Here is a 20,326-nt window from a genome sequence, read left to right on the forward strand (position 1 = left end):
GCCTCGAGTCGGCCGTTTTATGGGGAGTTCACAGTGAAACCGGTCAAAGTAGGCATCTGTGGGTTAGGAACCGTCGGTGGCGGTACCTTCAACGTACTTCAGCGCAACGCCGAGGAAATTGCTCGTCGTGCCGGGCGTGGAATCGAAGTGGCACAAATTGCCATGCGCACGCCAAAGCCTCAGTTCCAAACGACCGGTATTGCGATTACCAACGATGTCTTCGAAGTGGCCACGAACCCTGAGATCGACATCGTCATAGAGCTGATGGGCGGCTACACCGTTGCCCGCGAGCTGGTACTCAAGGCCATCGAGAATGGCAAGCATGTGGTCACCGCGAACAAGGCGCTTATCGCCGTTCACGGTAATGAAATTTTCGCCAAGGCCCGCGAGAAGGGCGTGATCGTTGCGTTCGAAGCGGCGGTGGCCGGTGGCATCCCGGTGATCAAGGCGATCCGCGAAGGCCTGTCCGCCAACCGCATCAACTGGGTAGCCGGCATCATCAACGGCACCGGCAACTTCATCCTGACGGAAATGCGCGAGAAGGGTCGCACCTTCGAAGACGTATTGGCCGAAGCCCAGGCCCTGGGTTACGCCGAAGCCGATCCGACCTTCGACGTCGAGGGTATCGACGCCGCTCACAAGCTGACGATCCTGGCATCCATCGCGTTCGGTATTCCGTTGCAGTTCGACAAGGCTTACACCGAAGGCATCACCAAGCTGACCACCGCCGACGTGAACTACGCCGAAGCGCTGGGCTACCGCATCAAGCACCTGGGCGTGGCGCGCAGCACCGCGGCCGGTATCGAACTGCGCGTGCACCCGACGCTGATCCCGGCCGATCGGCTGATCGCCAACGTCAACGGCGTGATGAACGCGGTGATGGTCAACGGCGATGCTGCCGGTTCGACCCTGTTCTACGGCGCTGGCGCCGGCATGGAGCCGACCGCTTCGTCGGTGATCGCCGACCTGGTGGACGTGGTCCGCGCCATGACTTCCGACCCGGAAAACCGAGTACCGCACCTGGCGTTCCAGCCGGATTCGCTGTCGGCTCACCCGATCCTGCCGATCGAAGCCTGCGAAAGCGCCTACTACCTGCGCATCCAGGCCAAGGACCATCCGGGCGTATTGGCTCAGGTCGCGAGCATCCTTTCGGAGCGCGGCATCAACATCGAGTCGATCATGCAGAAGGAAGCCGAGGAGCACGACGGCCTGGTGCCGATGATCCTGCTGACCCACCGTGTGGTAGAACAGCGCATCAACGACGCCATCGCTGCTTTGGAAGCCTTGGCGGGTGTGGTCGGTCCGGTCGTACGGATCCGTGTCGAGCACCTGAACTAAGCCGATATCGTTGACCGGGCTCGCTTGCGGGCCCGGCACTACGAACACTGTCCATTGGAGTCAGTCATGCGTTACATCAGTACCCGCGGCCAGGCACCGGCCCTGAATTTCGAAGACGTCCTGCTGGCTGGTCTTGCCACCGACGGCGGTCTGTACGTCCCGGAAAACCTGCCACGTTTCACCCAGGAGGAAATCGCCTCCTGGGCCGGCCTGCCGTATCACGAGCTGGCCTTCCGCGTCATGCGCCCGTTCGTCACCGGCAGCATTCCGGACGCCGATTTCAAAAAGATTCTTGAAGAAACCTACGGCGTGTTTGCCCACAGCGCCGTTGCGCCGCTGCGTCAGCTGAACGGCAACGAATGGGTGCTGGAGCTGTTCCACGGCCCGACCCTGGCGTTCAAGGATTTCGCCCTGCAACTGCTCGGTCGCCTGCTCGACTACGTGCTGGAAAAGCGCGGCGAGCGCGTGGTGATTGTCGGCGCTACTTCCGGTGATACTGGCTCGGCCGCCATCGAAGGCTGCAAGCACTGCGAAAACGTCGACATCTTCATCCTGCACCCGCACAACCGGGTATCCGAAGTGCAACGTCGGCAGATGACCACCATTTTCGGTGAGAACATCCACAACATTGCCATCGAAGGCAACTTCGATGACTGCCAGGAAATGGTCAAGGCGAGCTTCGCCGACCAGGGCTTCCTCAAGGGCACTCGCCTGGTCGCGGTGAACTCGATCAACTGGGCGCGAATCATGGCCCAGATCGTTTACTACTTCCACGCAGCCCTGCAACTGGGCGGCCCGGCGCGTTCGGTGTCGTTCTCGGTGCCGACCGGCAACTTCGGCGACATCTTCGCCGGTTACCTGGCGCGCAACATGGGCCTGCCGATCAACCAGTTGATCGTCGCCACCAACCGCAACGACATCCTGCACCGCTTCATGAGCGGCAACCAGTACGTCAAGGATACCCTGCACGCCACGCTGTCGCCGTCCATGGACATCATGGTGTCGTCGAACTTCGAACGCCTGCTGTTCGACCTGCACGGTCGCAACGGCGCGGCCATCGCCGGGCTGATGGATTCGTTCAAGCAGGGTGGCGGTTTCAGCGTCGAGCAAGAGCGCTGGACCGAAGCCCGCAAGTTGTTCGACTCGCTGGCCGTGGATGACGCGCAAACCTGCGAAACCATTGCCGAAGTCTACGAGCAGACTGGCGAAGTGCTGGATCCACACACGGCCATCGGCGTGAAAGCTGCCCGGGAATGCCGTCGCAGCCTGGACATTCCAATGGTGATCCTGGGCACCGCCCACCCGGTCAAATTCCCGGACGCCGTGGAAAAAGCCGGTGTAGGAAAAGCGCTCGAACTGCCGGTACATCTTTCTGATTTGTTTGAGCGAGACGAACGTTGCACCGTATTGCCAAATGACCTGAAGGCCGTGCAGGCCTTTGTCAGCCAGCATGGCAACCGCGGCAAGCCGCTGTAACCGGTCAGCGCTGTTACATTTTGAAGCCCGTCTCCTGACGGGCTTTTTCATTTCTGCATGCACACTTGTCGTGTTATCGCCGCGAAGGGACAGGCGAATGGATCACCAAGGACGTGGGAATGCTGTTTACAAGTGTGTTCAAGCCAGTGGCGCGCTGGCTGTTTTTATTCGGCATGCTGGTAATCGCCGAATGGGGAGGGGCAAGCCCTGCATCGATTCAGGAGCGTGGGAAGTCTGCCGCACGGTCAATGGTCGTACTGGATGACCAGGAGTTGCAGTGGATGGCCAAGCATCCTCGGGTCGTGGTCACGGCGCTGGAATACCCGTTGTACCTGTTCAAGGATGAACATGGCCAATGGACGGGCTTGAACAGTGACCTGCTCAAGCGCATCAGTGACATGACGGGGTTGCAGTTCGTTTACCAGGAGTCTTTTTCCACCGATCAGATGCTGGCCCATCTGGAAAGCGGCGCTGCGGATTTGAGTACGACCCTGGCGATGAATGACGAACGCAAGGCGTTTCTCGATTTCAGCCATGCATTCGGCGGTGCAGGATGGGTCTTTCTCGGGCAGGCCGGAGCACCACCGGTGCAGTCGCTGGAGGATCTGGCGAAGCGGGTACTGGTGCTGCCGACCCGGCATGCACTGGAGGCGATGATCCGTCGCAATTATCCGTCCATCGAGTTGCGTTCGGTTAAAACCTACGCCGAAGCCCGTGCCTGGGTGGAAAGCGGCGAAGCCTACGCCACCATCGAAAGCGAAATCGGCGCCCAGCTTATTCCGTCGGGCCGGCTAAAGATCGACGCCGTGGTGCCGGGAAAATGGGATGCGGATTATCTGGCGGTGCGCAAAGGCCAGCCGCAGTTGCTGAGTATCCTCAACAAGGCGCTTGAGGCGTTTCCTGAACAGGAGTTGCGCGGCCTTCGCCTGAAGTGGTTCGGCGGCGCTACCGCACCACAGGCGCCTGGCCTCTGGCAGCGGATTGACCAGTGGGTTTGCTGGGGCGTGTTGGTGGTCAGCCTGTTCGGCCTGTTGTCCCTGCTCTGGAATCGGCGGTTGGCGGTGGTGGTCAGGCAACGGGGCGAGGCCCAAAGCAGTCTGCGCGATCAGCTCGCCTTCCAGCATGCCCTGATGGATGCCATGCCTGACCCGATGTTTGTCCGTGATCTGCAAGGGCGCTTGATCATGTGCAACAAAAGTTATGAGGACGCCTTGTCGACGCGTTTTGACCGGATGCAGGGGCGGCAGTTGATCGAGGTCGATGCCATGCCCAGACAAACCGCGGAACTGCTGCATGCCGAGTTCATGGCGCAATTGAGTACGCGCAGGACGCGCTTTTTCGAGCGTCAATTGATGTTCACGGACGGTGTCAGGGATATCTACCAGTGGACAGTGCCGTTTTACACGGCGGATGGCCAGCTACGAGGATTGTTGGGGGGATGGGCCGACATCGCCCGGCGCACCCGACAGACGTGATGGTTGGGTTTTTTCTCTGTCATGTTCGCCGTGCATGCTCTCTTGACTGGGCTGCAGGTTCGCCTGCAGTCAGTACCCAGAACTTTCTTCTCGGGCCAGCGGTCATTTGTAGTAGGCATGCCCCAGGCACGTTGTTTTCGGACTATTGAGTGGTGATCGGGATGGAAAGTATCAGTCTGTTGCTCGGTGAGGCGCTAAGCCCGTATCAGGTTACGTTGACCCCGTCAGGCATTCGTGGCGAATGCCGGGTGACCCTGAAGAATGCTATCGGCGCGACCGTGGTCGAGCGCGAGTTCAATCAGGCCCAGTTGAATGACAAACGCCTGCTGACGGATGTGGTCGACGGTTTGCATCGCGACGTGCTGATTGCTGAAGGACGTCTTGAGCCTTGTGTGATCGCGGCATTGCGTAATGCGGCGCAGGACAAGCTGCTGGCCAGCCGCAATTGAACGGTTTTTTGCGGGAACCTTCCCGCGCCCAGGTCAGTCAGACTTTGTAACAGCAGGATCAAGCATTGTGCTCCGGTGCTTGTAGCTTGCTGCTACTGGTCTCCAAGCAGACCACGTTTGACCCCGAGTCGTCTCCCCACTTCTCGGGGTTTCTTTTGCCCGGGATTTGTCAGGGGGGCGCCAGATTGTCGAAAAACGCCTTGGTGTCTTTCAGGTAATCGCTGCGACTTTCGGGATCCAGCCAGGCGGCGTAGGCCTCATCGAGGCGTTCACGGGGAAGGGTGCGCAATACCTGATTGATTTCGACAATGGCCTGTCGGCCCTTTGGCGTGTCGGTGCAACCGATATAACCGGACAGGTATTTGCCCGTGCCACGGATCGGATAGAACTGCAACTCATCCTCGGCAATGCCTTGCAGCGAGGCCTGGTAGCGTATTTCCGGGCGATAACCCAACAGCAGGCGCAAGCGTCCCAGGCGCTGCATCTGCAGCAGGCTGCCCAAGGCGTCGTTACCGTAATGAGGGGCCAGCGCGTCGGCTGGCGCTTGCTTGAGCAGTCCGTCGAGGTATTCGCCGTAATTGCGCTCGGCAATAATTCCCAGTTTTTCGCTACCGCTGGCGAGCAGCGCTGCCAGGTCCACTTCGTCGTCCTTGATAAAGGGTGTCAGCACTTTCTGGTCGACGCGCCGCACGGCCAGGCCATTGCTCATGGCGCGGAAGACCGGAATGGAAAAGGCGATCCACTTTTCCCGTTCCTTGCTCCAGTTCAGCGCCGCGTCGCAGACGAGGGACGGTTCGTGGAGCATTTGCAGTCCACGCGCGCGATTGACCCTCATCACGCTGTGCTGGTATTGCGGCATGCCGGCAATCAACAGTGGAAGCAATTGATCGATAACGCCCAGACCCTTTTTCGGCCCGTCGAAAATCGTCAGCGGCGGCAGGTCGCGCTTGAGCCAGATCAGGGGTTCCCCGGTTTGCGCCAGGGCTGACGGGATCGGTCCAGGGAGCAGGAACAAGATCGCCAGCATGCACAGCAGCCGCCCGCCGCGTGGCGGGCAGTGTCGAATGGGCCATGCGGGCAGGTGCCTCAGCCTAGATGGCTCCGTCTTTGCGCAACTGTGCAATCTGCGTCGCGTCATAGCCAAGTTCCTGGAGTACCTGTGCGTTGTGCTCACCCAGTTGTGGCCCGACCCATTCACATTCCCCAGGTGTCTCTGAGAGTTTCGGCACAATGCCCGGCATCTTGAAGTCTTTGCCGTCCGGCAGCTTGGCTTGCAGGAACATTTCCCGCGCCAGGTACTGGGGGTCATTGAACATGTCTTCGGCGCTGAAGATCCGGCTGGCCGGCACCTCGGCCTGATTGAGCTGCGCCAGCACCCTGTCCAGCGGCAACGAGTTGACCCAGCGATCGATGACGCCATAAATCTCGTCGCGTCGGGCATCGCGGCCATCGTTGCTGGCAAGCTGGGGGTCGTTGGCCAAGTCTTCCCGGCCAATGATCAGCATGAAGCGTTTGAAAATCGCGTCGCCATTGGCGCCGATCTGCACGTGCTTGCCATCGGCACTGGTGTGGATCGAGGACGGGGTGATGCCGGGCATGATATTGCCCGTGCGTTCGCGGATGAAACCGAACACGTCGAACTCCGGAACCATGCTTTCCATCATCGCGAAGATGGCTTCGTACAGCGCCACGTCCACCACTTGCCCCATACCGCCGTTGACTTCGCGATGACGCAGGGCCATCAACGCGCCGATCACGCCCCAGAGCGCGGCAATCGAGTCGCCGATGGAAATGCCGGTGCGCACCGGTGGGCGGTCTTCGAAGCCGGTGATGTAGCGCAGGCCCCCCATCGACTCACCGACTGCGCCAAAGCCGGGCTGATCTTTCATCGGTCCGGTCTGGCCGAATCCCGACAGCCGCACCATGACCAGCTTCGGGTTCAATGCGTGCAGGACGTCCCAGCCCAGGCCGAGTTTTTCCAGGACGCCGGGACGAAAGTTTTCGATCAGTATGTCTGCCTCACCCAGCAGCTGTTTCAGGATGGCCTGACCGTCGGGGTGCTTGAGGTTGAGGGTCAGGGACTTTTTGTTGCGGGCCTGGACGAACCACCACAACGAAGTGCCTTCATACAACTTGCGCCATTTGCGCAATGGATCACCGCCGTCCGGGGATTCGATCTTGATTACGTCGGCGCCGAATTCCGCGCAAATACGCGAGGCAAACGGGCCGGCAATCAAGGTGCCCAATTCGATGACTTTCAGACCGGAAAGCGGTTTGGCGGTGAACGGCATGCTGGATCCTGTGGGGCAAAGGTTGAGCGGATAGAGCGTTTTAACATAGCCGACTGTCAGACGCTCCAGCTTGATTGTGTTCAATTCGTGGATTGCCCGTCGCATCGGTTAGACTTGCCGCCTTTCCTCGTATCAAGAAGCCCGTACATGGCCCAGCCGTCCACGACCTACAAGTTTGAACTGAACCTCACCGACCTCGACCGCAGCGTCTATGAGAGCGTGAAGCAGACCATCGCCCGTCACCCTTCGGAAACCGAAGAGCGCATGACCGTGCGCCTGCTGGCCTACGCCCTCTGGTACAACGAGCAGTTGTCTTTTGGCCGTGGTCTGTCGGAAGTGGATGAACCGGCCTTGTGGGAAAAAAGCCTGGATGACCGCGTCCTGCACTGGATCGAAGTCGGCCAGCCGGATGCCGAGCGCCTGACCTGGTGCTCGCGCCGCACTGAACGTACTAGCCTGTTGGCCTACGGCAGCCTGCGCGTGTGGGAGGGCAAAGTGGTGCCGGCGGTGAAAAACCTGAAGAACGTCAACATCGCTGCCGTGCCTCAGGAAGTCCTGGAAACCCTGGCCAAAGATATGCCCCGCGTCATCAAGTGGGACGTGATGATCAGCGAAGGGACGATCTTCGTCACCGACGACCGTGGTCAGCACGAAGTCCAGTTGCAGTGGCTGGCCGGTGAGCGCGGCTGATTTTTCGCAACTGCCCCGCGTCACCCGGTTTTATCCTACGTATTGAAGAGAAGCATCTTTCACCCCATGCGCATCGAACCTCGCCTGCTGCCCGACACCCTGCCATTCCTCGGTGATATTCCGCCGCTGTTGACCCGCCTGTACGCGGCTCGGGGCGTGCTGTCCGAGGCGGAACTGGACAAGAGCCTGGCGCGGTTGATTCCGTTCCAGCAACTCAAGGGCATCGATGCCGCCGTGGATCTGCTGGTGACTGCGCTCGAACAGCGTCAGCGCATTCTGATCGTCGGCGACTTTGATGCCGACGGTGCGACGGCGAGCACCGTAGGCACCTTGGGTTTGCGTCTGTTGGGGGCGGCACATGTCGACTACCTGGTGCCCAACCGATTCGACTACGGCTATGGCCTGACACCGGAAATCGTCGCGGTGGCGCTTGAGCGTCAGCCGCATTTGCTGATCACCGTCGACAACGGCATCTCCAGCGTCGAAGGCGTGGCAGCGGCGAAAAAGGCCGGGCTCAAGGTGCTCGTCACCGACCACCACTTGCCCGGTGACGAGCTGCCGTTGGCCGATGCCATCGTCAATCCGAACCAGCCCGGTTGCGAGTTTCCGAGCAAGGCGCTGGCCGGCGTCGGGGTGATTTTCTATGTGTTGATGGCCCTGCGTGCGCGGTTGCGCGAGCTGGGCTGGTACACAAGCAGGCCGCAGCCGAATATCGGCGAACTGCTCGATCTGGTGGCTCTTGGCAGCGTGGCCGACGTGGTGCCGCTGGATGCCAACAACCGGATTCTGGTGCATCAGGGCCTGGAGCGGATTCGCGCTGGACGTGCCCGGCCGGGAATCAAGGCGATCCTCGAAGTGGCCAAGCGCGATCATGCGCGTATCACCTCCACCGATCTGGGCTTCATTGTCGGCCCGCGCCTGAACGCAGCAGGGCGCCTGGACGACATGAGCCTGGGCATCGAATGCCTGCTGACCGAGGACGCAGGTCTGGCCCGTGAGATGGCGGCGCAACTGGACGGCATGAACCAGGATCGCAAATCCATCGAGCAAGGGATGCAGCGCGAAGCGCTGGCGCAGCTCAAGGATTTGCCGGTGGAGTCGATGCCGTTCGGCTTGTGCCTGTTCGATCCCGAGTGGCACCAGGGTGTCATCGGTATCCTCGCGTCACGGATGAAAGAGCGCTATTTCCGCCCGACCATCGCCTTTGCCGATGCCGGAGATGGCCTGCTCAAGGGCTCGGGGCGTTCGGTCCAGGGCTTTCACATCCGCGACGCCTTGAGTGTGGTGGCGGCGCAGCATCCGAATCTGATCACCAAATACGGTGGCCACGCGATGGCGGCCGGCCTGACGCTGCCGGAAGCAAATTTCCCCTTGTTCGCCGAAGCCTTTGACGCTGAAGTGCGCCGGCAGCTGCGCGAAGAAGATCTGACTGGTCGCCTGTTGTCGGACGGCACCCTGGCGGTGGAAGAGTTCCACCTGGAGCTGGCTCGTGCCTTGCGGCATGCCGGTCCTTGGGGACAGCACTTCCCGGAACCGTTGTTTCATGGGGTGTTCCAGTTGGTCGAGCAGCGCGTCGTTGGCGAGCGGCATCTTAAAGTCGTGCTCAAAAGTGAATGTGGTTCGGTGAAACTCGACGGCATTGCCTTCGGGATCGATCGCGATATCTGGCCGAATCCGACCATCAAATGGGTGGAGCTGGCCTACAAACTCGACCTCAACGAGTTTCGCGGGAACGAGACGGTTCAATTGATGATTGCCCACATCGAACCGCGTTGACCCGACACCTGTAGGAGCGAGCTTGCTCGCGATGGTCGTGAACGATGGCGCTGGGGGCCTGATACCCCGCGGTGTCCTGTCGTCCATCGCGAGCGAGCTCGCTCCTACAGGGGGGCGACATTCCCCGATGTCGACTAGGCTCTAAGCACTGCTTGATTTTGGCCTTGTGACGTCTTGTCGAATTTTTTGCCCGCGGGGGCGGGTGTTGTACCTTTTTCCTGTCACTCGTCGACTATTCAAACAGAACCTGGAGCCTGCCCACTGATTCGAGAGGTGCCCCATGAGTCTGCTGCTTGAACCCTTTACCCTTCGCCAATTGACTTTGCCCAACCGCATCGCGGTATCGCCGATGTGCCAGTATTCCAGTGCCGATGGCCTGGCCAATGACTGGCATCTGGTCCACCTCGGCAGCCGTGCTATCGGCGGGGCCGGGCTGGTGTTTACCGAAGCCACGGCGGTCACCGCCGACGGGCGTATCACGGCCGAGGATCTCGGTCTGTGGAATGATGAACAGATCGAACCCCTGCAACGCATCACCCGCTTCATCAACGCCCAGGGCGCCGTTGCCGGCATTCAGCTGGCCCATGCCGGGCGCAAGGCCAGCACCCACCGGCCGTGGCTCGGCAAGCATGGCAGCGTCAAACCCGACGAGGGCGGCTGGGTACCGGTCGGACCTTCGCCGATTGCGTTCGACCCGCAGCACACCCAACCCAAACAACTGGATGACGACGAGATCGCCAAGGTGATCCAGGCCTTTGTCGATGCGGCAAAGCGCTCACTGACGGCCGGTTTCAAAGTGGTCGAAGTGCACGCGGCCCATGGTTACCTGTTGCATCAATTCCTGTCGCCGTTGAGCAATCAGCGTCGCGATCAATATGGCGGTTCGTTCGAAAATCGTATTCGGCTGGTGCTGCAGGTCACCGAAGCGGTGCGTGCGGTGTGGCCTGAAGAGTTGCCGGTGTTTGTCCGGGTCTCGGCCACCGACTGGGTGGAAGACGGCTGGAACCCCGATGAAACCGTGGAGCTGGCCCGCCGCCTCAAAGCCTTGGGGGTCGACCTGATCGACGTCTCGTCGGGCGGGACGGCAGTCAATGCCGAAATTCCCACAGGCCCCGGTTACCAGACCCGCTTCGCCGAGCGGGTGCGCAAGGAGTCGGGCATGGCCACCGGCACCGTTGGCATGATCACAGAGCCGGCCCAGGCCGAGCACATCCTGCGCACCTGTCAGGCGGACATCATCTTCCTGGCCCGTGAGTTGTTGCGCGATCCGTACTGGGCGCTGCACGCGGACGACGACCTGGGCGGGCACAAGGCCGTGTGGCCGGCGCAATATCAGCGGGCGACTCACCGTGAACAGCCCATTCATGAATCGGATTTGCGCGACTGAAATCCATCGATACGAAAAAGCCCCTGAATCGTGAGATTCAGGGGCTTTCGTTTATCCGGATCGTGGTCAGGCCGCTTCGATCTTGTTGCGGTTTTGCTCGATCTTGTTCAGGTAATCCTTGAGTTTTTCCTGCTCCGCGGCTGTGGTGAACAAGCCGAGCTTGCTGCGCCGCCAGAGGATGTCGTGTGCGGTAGTGGCCCATTCTTCACTGCACAGGTAATCGACCTCACGGGTGTAGAGACCGCCGCCGATGTGCTCGCCCATATCGCTGAGGTCCTGTACGCCTTCGAGCATGCGCCAGGTACGGCTGCCGTAGGAGGTGGCCCAGCGGCGAGCAATATCGCTTGGTACCCAGTCGAATTTGTCGCGGATACGTGAGCTCAAGGCCTGCGGGGTGGTCATGTCTTCACCGCCCGGCAGCGTGGCGCTTGCGGTCCAGCTTGGCTGGATGTGCTTGAAGTAGGGTGCCAGTTGCGCCAGCGCCGACTCGGCCAGTTTGCGATAGGTGGTGAGCTTGCCGCCGAACACCGACAGCAACGGAGCCTCTTCGCCAGTGCCGGACAGCGCCAGGGTGTAATCGCGGGTCACGGCCGACGGGTTGTCGGATTCGTCGTTGCACAGCGGGCGCACACCGGAATAGCTGTGCAGGATGTCCTCGCGGCTGATTTGCTTTTTGAAATGGGCGTTGACCACGTTCAACAGGTAATCGGTTTCGCCGTCGGTAATTGCAACCTTCGCCGGATCGCCGGTGTACTCGCGGTCGGTGGTGCCGATCAGGGTGAAGTGATTCAGGTACGGAATGGTGAACACGATGCGCTGATCTTCGTTTTGCAGGATGTGCGCGTGTTCGCCTTCGTACAGTTTCGGCACGATCAGGTGGCTGCCCTGGATCAGGCGGATGCCGTAAGGCGATTCCATCTTCAGGTCATCGCGAATGAACCTGGCGACCCAGGGCCCGGCCGCATTGACCAATGCCTTGGCGCGGATCGAAAACAGGCTGCCATCGGCGCGCTCCAGGTGCAGGTGCCACAGGCCCTTGGTGCGACGTGCGCTGACGCAGCGGGTCTGGGTGTGAACGTGGGCGCCTTTTTCCCGGGCGGCCATGGCGTTCAACACCACCAGGCGGGCGTCGTCGACCCAGCAGTCGGAGTATTCGAAGCCCTTGGTGATTTCGCTTTTGAGCGCGCTGTCGGGGCCGAACTTCAGGCTTTTCGAACCTTGCAGTTGCTCGCGCTTGCCCAGGTTGTCATAGAGGAACAGACCGGCGCGAATCATCCACGCCGGGCGCAGGTGCGGGCGGTGCGGCAACACGAAGCGCATTTGCTTGACGATGTGCGGCGCCTTGGCCAACAACACTTCGCGCTCAGCCAGGGCCTCACGCACCAGGCGGAATTCGTAATGTTCGAGGTAGCGCAGGCCACCGTGAATCAGCTTGCTGCTGGCCGACGAGGTATGGCTGGCCAGGTCATCCTTTTCACAAAGGAACACCGAGAGACCGCGTCCGGCGGCGTCCGCTGCGATCCCCACGCCATTGATCCCGCCACCGATGACGGCGATATCGTAGACCTCGGCGAGAGGGGGCGTAGGCAAGGTGGAAGTGGGCATCGGCTCGGCCTCGGAATTCTTTGATGTTCTGTATTTGAATTCGAACATTAATGTTCATTTGCGAAAATACTAGCCCATAAAGACGCCCGCAGCCAGTCAGCTTCGATTGAAAATACTCATCGAAGGGCCGTTAAAGGAAAATTTACGAACATTTAGAGGCGTGGCATGGCGCAAGAGAGTGGTGCAGCGTAGATCGCTTTCGCGAGCAGGCTCGCTCCCACAAGGGAGGCGCAGAGCCTGTGGGAGCGAGCCTGCTCGCGAAAGCGTCAGTACAGACGATGAAATCCAGGGGGGTTAAACCACTTCCAGGCGAACCTTATGCTGGTTTAACAGCTGCGCCAGCGCTGGCGAAGGCTGTTGGTCAGTGACCAGACAATCGACCAGGCTGATCGGCCCCAGGCGAATCATGGCGTTGCGCCCGAACTTGCTGGAGTCGGCCGCGAGGATCACTTGCCGGGCATTGGCGATGATCGCCTGGGATACCCGCACTTCCTGATAGTCGAAGTCCAGCAGGCTGCCGTCTTCATCGATGCCGCTGATGCCGACCAGGGCGAAATCGACCTTGAACTGATTGATGAAGTCGACACTGGCCTGACCCACCACGCCACCATCGCGCCGCACGTTGCCGCCAGTGAGCAGGACATCGAAGTCGTCCTTGGCGCTGAGCATGGAGGCGACGTGCAGGTTGTTGGTGATGATCTTCAGGTGACTGTGGTTGAGCAGTGCCCGGGCAATGGATTCGGTGGTCGTGCCGATGTTGATGAACAGCGAGGCATGGTCGGGAATCTGCGCGGCAATGGCTTCGCCGATACGCTGTTTCTCATCGCGCATCTGATCGGCGCGCATGGCGTAGGCGGTGTTTTCAACGCTGGAGTCGTAAGCCGCGCCGCCGTGGTAGCGACGCAACAAATTGGCTTCCGCGAGCTGATTGATGTCGCGGCGAATGGTCTGCGGGGTAACTACGAACAGCGTGGCCATTTCCTCGATGCTGACATAGCCGCGTTCGCGGACCAGTTCGAGGATTTGCTGCTGACGGGGAGGCAGATTCATGGGGCGTCCTTTGGGCTGCCGTGCAAAATTTGCCCATGATGCCGCAGGAATCTGCTCCCGACCAGTTACATACAGATACGAGCCTGCGTCTTGGCTTATTCAGTCTCGTCTTCAGCCGCCCAATCGCGGGTACGGCTGACCGCTTTTTTCCATCCCGCGTAAAGTTTTTCCTTCGCCGTTTCATCCAGCGTCGGCTCGAACTTGCGCTCGATCACTGCCTTGCCGCGCAACTCCTCCAGGCTGCCCCAGAAGCCGCAGGCCAGGCCTGCCAGGTAAGCCGCACCCAGTGCCGTGGTTTCGCGCATTTGCGGACGCTCGACCTGCGTGCCGAGGATGTCGGCCTGGAACTGCATCAGGAAATTGTTCGCCACCGCGCCACCGTCCACGCGCAGGGCCTTGAGGCGTTCGCCGGAGTCCTGTTGCATGGCGTCGAGCACGTCGCGAGTCTGGTAGGCAATCGATTCCAGCGCTGCGCGAATGATGTGATCTACGCGCACGCCGCGGGTCAGGCCGAACAAGGCGCCACGGGCGTACGGGTCCCAGTAGGGAGCACCAAGACCGGTGAAGGCCGGCACCAGGTACACACCGTTGCTGTCCTTGACCTTGTTGGCGAAGTATTCGGTGTCGTGGGCGTCGTTGATGATCTTCAGTTCGTCACGCAGCCATTGCACGGTGGAGCCGCCGTTGAACACCGCGCCTTCCAGCGCGTAGGCCACTTCGCCACGTGGGCCGCAGGCGATGGTGGTGAGCATGCCGTGTTGGGACTTGACGGCTTTGTCGCCGGTGTTCATCAGCAGGAAGCAGCCAGTGCCGTAGGTGTTTTTCGCCTGGCCTGGCTCGACGCACATCTGGCCGAACAGGGCGGCTTGCTGGTCGCCAGCGATGCCGCCGATGGCGATACCGCTTTTGGTGTGACCGTAGATTTCCGAAGAAGACTTCACCTGCGGGAGCATCTCACGCGGGATGTCGAGGACCTCCAGCATCTTCGCGTCCCACTCCAGGGTGTGGATGTTGAAGAGCATGGTGCGCGACGCGTTGGTGTAGTCGGTGACATGCACCTTGCCACCGGTGAATTTCCAGATCAGCCAGCTGTCGACGGTGCCGAACAACAGCTCACCGTTGCGCGCGCGTTCGCGGCTGCCTTCGACGTTGTCGAGGATCCACTTGAGCTTGGTGCCGGAGAAGTACGGGTCGGTGACCAGGCCGGTGGTGTCGCTGATGTATTGCTCGTGGCCATCGCGCTTGAGCTGCTGGCAGATCTCGGTGCTGCGTCGGCACTGCCAGACGATGGCGTTGTAGATCGGGCGGCCGGTGTTCTTGTCCCAGACCACGGTGGTTTCGCGCTGGTTGGTGATGCCGATGGCCGCCACCTGGTCGTGGTGCAGGCCGGCTTGTGCCAGGGCCTCGACCATCACGGCGCTTTGGGTCGCGAAGATTTCCATCGGATCGTGTTCGACCCAGCCGGCTTGCGGGTAATGCTGTGCGAACTCCCGTTGGGCGGTGCAGACCACGTTCGCGTCGCGGTCGAAAATGATCGCGCGGGAGCTGGTCGTACCCTGATCGAGGGCAATGATGTAGTTCTTATTCTGTGTGTCGGTCATGTCGATTGCCTTGGACGAAATAAGGGAGTGAGGTTTGGCGCGCGATCAAGGGGCAGGGGCACGCGCCACGGTATCAAGAAGTTCTGGGTTTGCCGTCAATGACAGCTGTTGCATCCTTTGTAGCAGGTACGGCGCTGGGCAGATGGCGGGCAATCAGCCCGCGATAGGCGGCAGCACCGAGGCAGGCACCGACAATCGGTGCAAAAACAGGAATCAGGAAATACGGGATATCGCGTCCGCCAGTGAAGGAAATTTCACCCCAGCCAGCGAAGAAAGTCATCAGTTTAGGGCCGAAGTCCCGCGCAGGGTTCATGGCAAAACCGGTCAGCGGTCCCATCGAGCTACCGATCACCGCAATCAACAGGCCGATCAGCAGCGGTGCCAGCGGGCCTTTGGGCAGGCCATTGTTGTCATCGGTCAGGGACATGATCACGCCCATCAGGATGGCCGTGATGATCACCTCGACCAGAAATGCCTGGGCGGTGGTCAGCACCGGGTTCGGGAAGGTGGAGAACACGGAGGCCAATTCGAGGCTGGCTTGAGTGCCGCGAACCATATGGTGCGTTTGTTCGAATTCGAAGAATAGATTGCTGTAGAGCGTGTAAACCAACAGCGCTCCACAGAAGGCACCCGCCACTTGGGCGAGTATGTAGAAAGGCAATTTACGTTTTTCGAAGTCCGCGAAAATGCTCAGGGCAATACTGACGGCAGGGTTCAGATGAGCCCCGGAAACCCCAGCGGTAAGGTAGATCGCCATGCTGACGCCGACGCCCCAGATAATGCTGATTTCCCACAAGCCAAAACTGGCACCCGCGACCTTGAGCGCGGCAACGCAACCTGTACCAAAAAAGATCAGCAGCGCCGTACCCAGAAACTCGGCCATGCATTGGCTCGAGAGCGACGGTTGTTGTAAAGCAGTTGTCATTGAAACCTCATTTTTTTTGTTGTCTGGCGCTTTTTCCATCATGGTCGGAGCGCGGTTTTCGCCGAGGCAGGATCCCCATCCTGGTCGCGGTTTACTGCTGGGTGCAGCGGTAGGACGTTTCGTACAGTTTCATAAACGAAAAAATATAGACAAGAAACGCTGCTGTCAAAGGTCGAAAGTGAACCGTCGGTCACAAAGAAACTATTCGCTGTATGAATGACCGGGTTGTTGAGGAATGGGGTGGCCAGGCAATGGCGTCATAAATGCGCCGCCGTAGAGCCTTTTAATGATCAATGTCCTAGAATCGGGCGCAGTATTTTTCTTCTGCCGCCCAGTCTGGAGCTGCCATGACCCCCGCATTGGATTTGTTGAAAAAGGTTCGGGCCGAACATCGCGTACACAGTTACGAACATGACCCCAAGGCGGCCTCCTACGGGTTGGAAGCGGCGGAAAAACTCGGGCTCGATCCGGCGCAGGTGTTCAAGACCTTGCTGGCGGCCAGCGAAAAGGGCGAGTTGCTGGTGGCCGTGGTGCCGGTTGTCGGCAGCCTGGACTTGAAAGGGTTGGCCCACGCCGCGGGCGTGAAGAAGGTCGAAATGGCCGACCCGGCGGCAGCGCAGCGCTCTACCGGCTATCTGTTGGGCGGGATCAGTCCGCTGGGGCAGAAAAAGCGCTTGCGTACCTTCATTGATAATTCGGCCCAGCCCTTCGCCAGCATTTTTGTCAGTGCGGGGCGGCGTGGACTGGAAGTCGAACTGGCACCGGCGGTGCTGGCCGAGCACACCCAGGCCAGATTTGCCGATATCGGCCGTGCGTGAACATCATCGGAGTCCGCGCAGCGCTGTATGGTGAAAATCAGCCTGCTCTGTCACTGGTGCCGGCTGAGCCAGCGCGGCATGCTTGGTGGTCTGACAAAGGGAGAAGGTTATGCAACTGGAGTTTCATCAGGTCGACGCGTTCAGCAATCAGCCATTTAGCGGCAATCCGGCGATGGTCTATCGGCTCGACACATGGCTCGACGATGAGTTGATGCAAAAGATTGCCGCCGAACACAACCTCGCCGAAACGGCGTTTGTCGTGCGTGAAGGGCAGGGCTGGCACATCCGCTGGTTTACGCCGACCACCGAGGTGCCATTGTGCGGTCACGCGACGCTGGCTAGCGCCTATGTGCTGTTCGAGATTTATAAGGAACCCGTCGAGCGACTGGACTTCACCTGCAAATCCGGCCCGTTGAGCGTGACCCGTGAAGGTGGGCGGCTGTGGCTGGATTTCCCGGCGATCACTGCATCGCCGGTGAACGTGATCTCGGACATCGAGCGTGCACTGGGCGTGAAGGCTGTTGAGGTACTGGCTTCCAATGAGCTGTTCGTGGTGCTGGAGTCGGAGCAAGCCGTGCTCGACTGCAAGCCGGACATGGTGGCCCTGGCGAAACTGCCATGGCTGGGTGCCATTGTGACGGCGCGAGGCGAGCAGCACGATTTCGTTTCCCGCTACTTCGCCCCGGCAATCGGCATCAATGAAGACCCGGTGACCGGATCGACCCATTGCCTTCTGATTCCGTACTGGTCAAAGCGTTTGGCCAAGTCGAGCCTGACGGCTTTTCAGCGTTCGGCGCGGGGTGGGGAATTGTTCTGCCAACTGGAAGGCGATCGGGTGAGGATCGGCGGCAATGCGACCCTGGTTGCCAGTGGCACGCTGATGCTGGGATAACGCAAACCCACTGTAGGAGCGAGCTTGCTCGCGATGGACGTCAACGATAACGCGTGCAACCGGAATGAACGCGTTATCCAGACGTTTTTCGCGAGCAAGCTCGCTCCTACAGAGGGGGGTGTATCAGTTGGCCGTGCTGTAGCGCCGGACACCTGATTCAACAGCTGGAATCTGCGCCGCGGTGCTGCCGGACGCCTGGAACAGCACCAGGTGTTCAGCCGCGACACGAATACCCACATCCGCCCCAACCTGACGATCGACATGGCTCGGGAAAATCGACTCCAGCTGTGCGCCTGTCGGCAGTTGCAAGCGATACAGGGTCGATGCACCCAGGAACGTCTTGCCGGCAATTCGCGCCTTCAGTGCGCTGTCCGGGGCATAGACGATATCGTCCGGGCGCAGCAACACGTCCACGGCGCCACCTACCGGCCAGGTGTAGGCCCGATTGCCGCGCAACTCACCCAGTTCGGTTTGCACCGATTCGGGGCTGCTCAACTGACCGCGAATGAAATAGCCCTGGCCGATGAAGCTCGCGACAAAAGGTGTCAGGGGTTCGTGATACAGGTTGTAGGGCGTATCCCACTGTTCCAGGCGACCTTCCTTGAACACACCAACGTGGTCGCTGACCGCGAAGGCTTCTTCCTGGTCGTGAGTCACCAGAATCGCGCTGGTGCCACGGGCCTTGAGGATGTCGCGTACTTCATGGCTGAGCTTGCGGCGCAATTCGCCATCAAGGTTGGAGAAGGGTTCGTCGAGCAACAGCAGTTGCGGTTCCGGCGCCAGGGCACGGGCCAGTGCGACACGTTGCTGCTGACCTCCTGAAAGCTCGTGGGGGAAACGCTTGCCGAGATTCTTCAGGTTGACCAGTTCCAGCAGCTCTTCGGTCACGCGATCCTTTTGCGGATGCTTGCGAATGCCGAAGGCGATGTTGTCGGCCACGCTCAAATGCGGAAACAGCGCGTAGTCCTGGAACACCATGCCGATGCGACGTTTCTCCGGCGCAAGGGTGAAACCGGCGCTGGAGATGGTCTCGCCAGCCAGCTGGATTTCGCCTTCGTGCACCGGTTCGAAACCGGCAATCGCCCGCAGGGTGGTGGTCTTGCCGCAGCCCGACGAGCCCAGCAGGCAACCGATGTCGCCTGCGTTCAGGTGCAGGTTGAGGTTCTGCACCACGCGCTGGTCTTGATAGCCGCAGGCGAGGTTGCGCAGGTTAAGCAGTAATGGCTGGCTCATGCGTGGTGATACGCCGGTTCGACGAGGAACTCGAGCAGGGCTTTTTGCGCGTGCAGACGGTTTTCGGCTTGATCCCAGGCCACCGAGCGCTTGTCATCGAGCAGGTCGATGCTGATTTCCTCGCCGCGGTGCGCTGGCAAGCAGTGCATGAACAGCACGTCTTCAGCGGCCAGGTCGAGCAGGGCGCGGTTGACCTGATACGGCGCGAACAGTTGCAGACGCTTGGCGGTTTCCTCTTCCTGGCCCATGGAGGTCCAGACGTCGGTGCTCACCAGGTGTGCGCCACGCACGGCTTCCTTCGGATCGCGAACGATGGTGACCCGATCGCCGGCCTTGGCCAGGAACACCGGGTTGGGTTCATAGCCTTCCGGGCAGGCAACGCGCAACTGGAAGTCGAACTGGATCGCCGCTTCTATATAGCTGTTGCACATGTTGTTGCCGTCGCCAATCCAGGCCACGGTCTTGCCCTGGATGGAGCCGCGGTGTTCGAGGAAGGTCTGCATGTCGGCCAGCAACTGGCACGGGTGCAGGTCATCGGACAGGCCGTTGATCACCGGTACGCGGGAGTTGGCGGCGAATTCGGTCAGGTTGCTGTGGGCAAAGGTACGGATCATCACTGCATCGAGCATGCTCGACATGACGATGGCGCAGTCGCCGATGGGCTCGCCACGACCCAGTTGGGTGTCACGTGGCGACAGGAAGATCGCCTGCCCGCCGAGCTGGATCATGCCGGCCTCGAAGGAGATCCGGGTACGGGTCGAGGATTTCTCGAAAATCATTCCCAGGACGCGGTTTTTCAGAGGCTCGAACAGTACGCCGCGGTTACGCAGGTCCTTGAGCTCAACGCCTCGACGGATCACGCTGACCAGCTCTTCGGGCGTGCAATCCATCAGGGAGAGAAAGTGCCTTGCGCTCATCATTGACTACCTTTTGCTACAAACCGCAGATGCTCAAAGCCTTGTTTAACGGAACAACGGGCGAGACCTGCGGCGTAAGCCGCACGGGGCGACGAAATAGGGGAAGGCGCGATCTTATAATTAAATGTCGCGTCTTACCAATAGGGCTACAGTTTTTAGGGAGTTTCAGAGGTGCTACGGGTTTACCGAGGTAGCGCTTTTGAAGCCTGTTTCCTGATAGCAGCGGTTCATTTGTACACCGGCCCCTCGGGGCTTGGCAATCAGGCGAGGCGGCAATGGTGCGCTGACAGTCGGTTTTTGACTTGTCATTCATCAGCGCCGGGCTTGATGAGCACTGGCGCCCGATCGGCGAGCAGGCCGGCGCGCATGGACCCCACGGACCGATTGAAACCCTTCAGGAAAT

The 20,326-nt window shown here is 60.2% G+C and carries 17 protein-coding genes; 9 read left to right on the forward strand and 8 right to left on the reverse strand.

Annotated features, from left to right (window positions below; genetic code table 11):
* Positions 1–33 precede the first annotated feature (33 nt).
* The 4 genes from KGA98_RS07435 (at position 34) to KGA98_RS07450 (ending at position 4,738) form a co-directional block, all read left to right on the forward strand.
* A complete protein-coding gene (locus KGA98_RS07435; RefSeq protein WP_057713417.1) occupies positions 34–1,338 on the forward strand; it encodes a homoserine dehydrogenase in 1,305 nt (434 codons plus the stop codon).
* A 66-nt stretch (positions 1,339–1,404) separates the two neighbouring features.
* The gene (thrC, locus tag KGA98_RS07440; protein ID WP_223447165.1) at positions 1,405–2,814 is read left to right on the forward strand and encodes a threonine synthase; all 1,410 of its coding nucleotides are present in this window, start codon (positions 1,405–1,407) and stop codon (positions 2,812–2,814) included.
* A gap of 119 nt (positions 2,815–2,933) precedes the next feature.
* Positions 2,934–4,289 (forward strand): transporter substrate-binding domain-containing protein, encoded by a 1,356-nt coding sequence (locus KGA98_RS07445; protein ID WP_223501946.1) that lies wholly within the window; start codon positions 2,934–2,936, stop codon positions 4,287–4,289.
* 161 nt (positions 4,290–4,450) lie between these two features.
* Complete coding sequence (locus tag KGA98_RS07450) at positions 4,451–4,738, forward strand: DUF3509 domain-containing protein (RefSeq protein WP_046041997.1); 288 nt, start codon at positions 4,451–4,453, stop codon at positions 4,736–4,738.
* 169 nt (positions 4,739–4,907) lie between these two features.
* Here the strand turns inward: KGA98_RS07450 and KGA98_RS07455 are convergent, their stop codons facing one another.
* Together KGA98_RS07455 and KGA98_RS07460 are read right to left on the reverse strand one after the other, a co-directional pair.
* Positions 4,908–5,876: a TIGR02285 family protein gene (locus tag KGA98_RS07455; protein ID WP_223501947.1), complete on the reverse strand. Its 969-nt coding sequence runs from the start codon at positions 5,874–5,876 to the stop codon at positions 4,908–4,910.
* Positions 5,830–7,029: a CaiB/BaiF CoA transferase family protein gene (locus KGA98_RS07460; protein ID WP_223501948.1), complete on the reverse strand. Its 1,200-nt coding sequence runs from the start codon at positions 7,027–7,029 to the stop codon at positions 5,830–5,832. The genes KGA98_RS07455 and KGA98_RS07460 overlap by 47 nt, the downstream gene beginning before the upstream one ends.
* Positions 7,030–7,176: 147 nt before the next feature.
* Here KGA98_RS07460 and KGA98_RS07465 point away from each other — a divergent pair, with 147 nt between their 5' ends.
* The 3 genes from KGA98_RS07465 to KGA98_RS07475 all read left to right on the forward strand — a co-directional run bounded on the left by KGA98_RS07465 (position 7,177) and on the right by KGA98_RS07475 (position 10,882).
* The gene (locus KGA98_RS07465) at positions 7,177–7,719 is read left to right on the forward strand and encodes a YaeQ family protein (protein ID WP_007971297.1); all 543 of its coding nucleotides are present in this window, start codon (positions 7,177–7,179) and stop codon (positions 7,717–7,719) included.
* Positions 7,720–7,785: 66 nt separating this feature from the next.
* Complete coding sequence (recJ, locus tag KGA98_RS07470) at positions 7,786–9,495, forward strand: single-stranded-DNA-specific exonuclease RecJ (RefSeq protein WP_090457550.1); 1,710 nt, start codon at positions 7,786–7,788, stop codon at positions 9,493–9,495.
* A gap of 280 nt (positions 9,496–9,775) precedes the next feature.
* Positions 9,776–10,882 (forward strand): NADH:flavin oxidoreductase/NADH oxidase, encoded by a 1,107-nt coding sequence (locus KGA98_RS07475; RefSeq protein WP_150814679.1) that lies wholly within the window; start codon positions 9,776–9,778, stop codon positions 10,880–10,882.
* Between the two features lie 66 nt (positions 10,883–10,948).
* Here KGA98_RS07475 and glpD read toward each other — a convergent pair whose 3' ends face one another.
* From glpD to KGA98_RS07495, 4 genes are all read right to left on the reverse strand, one after another.
* Positions 10,949–12,487 (reverse strand): glycerol-3-phosphate dehydrogenase, encoded by a 1,539-nt coding sequence (gene glpD / locus KGA98_RS07480; RefSeq protein WP_057716566.1) that lies wholly within the window; start codon positions 12,485–12,487, stop codon positions 10,949–10,951.
* Positions 12,488–12,781: 294 nt separating this feature from the next.
* The gene (locus KGA98_RS07485) at positions 12,782–13,537 is read right to left on the reverse strand and encodes a DeoR/GlpR family transcriptional regulator (protein WP_007971301.1); all 756 of its coding nucleotides are present in this window, start codon (positions 13,535–13,537) and stop codon (positions 12,782–12,784) included.
* A gap of 95 nt (positions 13,538–13,632) precedes the next feature.
* Positions 13,633–15,138, reverse strand: a complete 1,506-nt coding sequence (gene glpK / locus KGA98_RS07490; protein ID WP_057713425.1) for a glycerol kinase GlpK — start codon at positions 15,136–15,138, stop codon at positions 13,633–13,635.
* 73 nt (positions 15,139–15,211) lie between these two features.
* Positions 15,212–16,063 (reverse strand): MIP/aquaporin family protein, encoded by an 852-nt coding sequence (locus tag KGA98_RS07495; RefSeq protein ID WP_154909543.1) that lies wholly within the window; start codon positions 16,061–16,063, stop codon positions 15,212–15,214.
* A gap of 347 nt (positions 16,064–16,410) precedes the next feature.
* On the opposite strand from KGA98_RS07495, the gene ybaK reads away from it, so the two are divergent.
* Positions 16,411–16,881: a Cys-tRNA(Pro) deacylase gene (ybaK, locus tag KGA98_RS07500; protein WP_057713427.1), complete on the forward strand. Its 471-nt coding sequence runs from the start codon at positions 16,411–16,413 to the stop codon at positions 16,879–16,881.
* A 109-nt stretch (positions 16,882–16,990) separates the two neighbouring features.
* A complete protein-coding gene (locus tag KGA98_RS07505) occupies positions 16,991–17,773 on the forward strand; it encodes a PhzF family phenazine biosynthesis protein (protein ID WP_223501949.1) in 783 nt (260 codons plus the stop codon).
* A 123-nt stretch (positions 17,774–17,896) separates the two neighbouring features.
* On the opposite strand, the gene KGA98_RS07510 is transcribed toward KGA98_RS07505, so the two are convergent.
* Both KGA98_RS07510 and argF read right to left on the reverse strand, forming a co-directional pair.
* Positions 17,897–19,006: an ABC transporter ATP-binding protein gene (locus KGA98_RS07510; protein WP_007971311.1), complete on the reverse strand. Its 1,110-nt coding sequence runs from the start codon at positions 19,004–19,006 to the stop codon at positions 17,897–17,899.
* Positions 19,003–19,923 carry an ornithine carbamoyltransferase gene (gene argF / locus KGA98_RS07515; protein ID WP_057713430.1) on the reverse strand — a complete coding sequence of 307 codons (921 nt, stop codon included), beginning with the start codon at positions 19,921–19,923 and terminating at the stop codon, positions 19,003–19,005. The genes KGA98_RS07510 and argF overlap by 4 nt, the downstream gene beginning before the upstream one ends.
* Positions 19,924–20,326 lie beyond the last annotated feature (403 nt).

Source organism: Pseudomonas sp. BF-R-24 (assembly GCF_019947335.1).
In the GTDB taxonomy this organism is placed as follows: Bacteria; Pseudomonadota; Gammaproteobacteria; order Pseudomonadales; family Pseudomonadaceae; genus Aquipseudomonas; species Aquipseudomonas jessenii.

What these genes read in the sequence shown, in the direction of transcription:
- thrC (WP_223447165.1), top strand. Translation starts at nt 1,405, where the DNA reads ATGCGTTACATCAGTACCCGCGGCCAGGCACCGGCCCTGAATTTCGAA.
- KGA98_RS07445 (WP_223501946.1), top strand. Translation starts at nt 2,934, where the DNA reads ATGCTGTTTACAAGTGTGTTCAAGCCAGTGGCGCGCTGGCTGTTTTTA.
- KGA98_RS07450 (WP_046041997.1), top strand. Translation starts at nt 4,451, where the DNA reads ATGGAAAGTATCAGTCTGTTGCTCGGTGAGGCGCTAAGCCCGTATCAG.
- KGA98_RS07455 (WP_223501947.1), bottom strand. Translation starts at nt 5,876, where the DNA reads ATGACGCGACGCAGATTGCACAGTTGCGCAAAGACGGAGCCATCTAGG.
- KGA98_RS07460 (WP_223501948.1), bottom strand. Translation starts at nt 7,029, where the DNA reads ATGCCGTTCACCGCCAAACCGCTTTCCGGTCTGAAAGTCATCGAATTG.
- KGA98_RS07465 (WP_007971297.1), top strand. Translation starts at nt 7,177, where the DNA reads ATGGCCCAGCCGTCCACGACCTACAAGTTTGAACTGAACCTCACCGAC.
- recJ (WP_090457550.1), top strand. Translation starts at nt 7,786, where the DNA reads ATGCGCATCGAACCTCGCCTGCTGCCCGACACCCTGCCATTCCTCGGT.
- KGA98_RS07475 (WP_150814679.1), top strand. Translation starts at nt 9,776, where the DNA reads ATGAGTCTGCTGCTTGAACCCTTTACCCTTCGCCAATTGACTTTGCCC.
- glpD (WP_057716566.1), bottom strand. Translation starts at nt 12,487, where the DNA reads ATGCCCACTTCCACCTTGCCTACGCCCCCTCTCGCCGAGGTCTACGAT.
- KGA98_RS07485 (WP_007971301.1), bottom strand. Translation starts at nt 13,537, where the DNA reads ATGAATCTGCCTCCCCGTCAGCAGCAAATCCTCGAACTGGTCCGCGAA.
- glpK (WP_057713425.1), bottom strand. Translation starts at nt 15,138, where the DNA reads ATGACCGACACACAGAATAAGAACTACATCATTGCCCTCGATCAGGGT.
- KGA98_RS07495 (WP_154909543.1), bottom strand. Translation starts at nt 16,063, where the DNA reads ATGACAACTGCTTTACAACAACCGTCGCTCTCGAGCCAATGCATGGCC.
- ybaK (WP_057713427.1), top strand. Translation starts at nt 16,411, where the DNA reads ATGACCCCCGCATTGGATTTGTTGAAAAAGGTTCGGGCCGAACATCGC.
- KGA98_RS07505 (WP_223501949.1), top strand. Translation starts at nt 16,991, where the DNA reads ATGCAACTGGAGTTTCATCAGGTCGACGCGTTCAGCAATCAGCCATTT.
- KGA98_RS07510 (WP_007971311.1), bottom strand. Translation starts at nt 19,006, where the DNA reads ATGAGCCAGCCATTACTGCTTAACCTGCGCAACCTCGCCTGCGGCTAT.
- argF (WP_057713430.1), bottom strand. Translation starts at nt 19,923, where the DNA reads ATGAGCGCAAGGCACTTTCTCTCCCTGATGGATTGCACGCCCGAAGAG.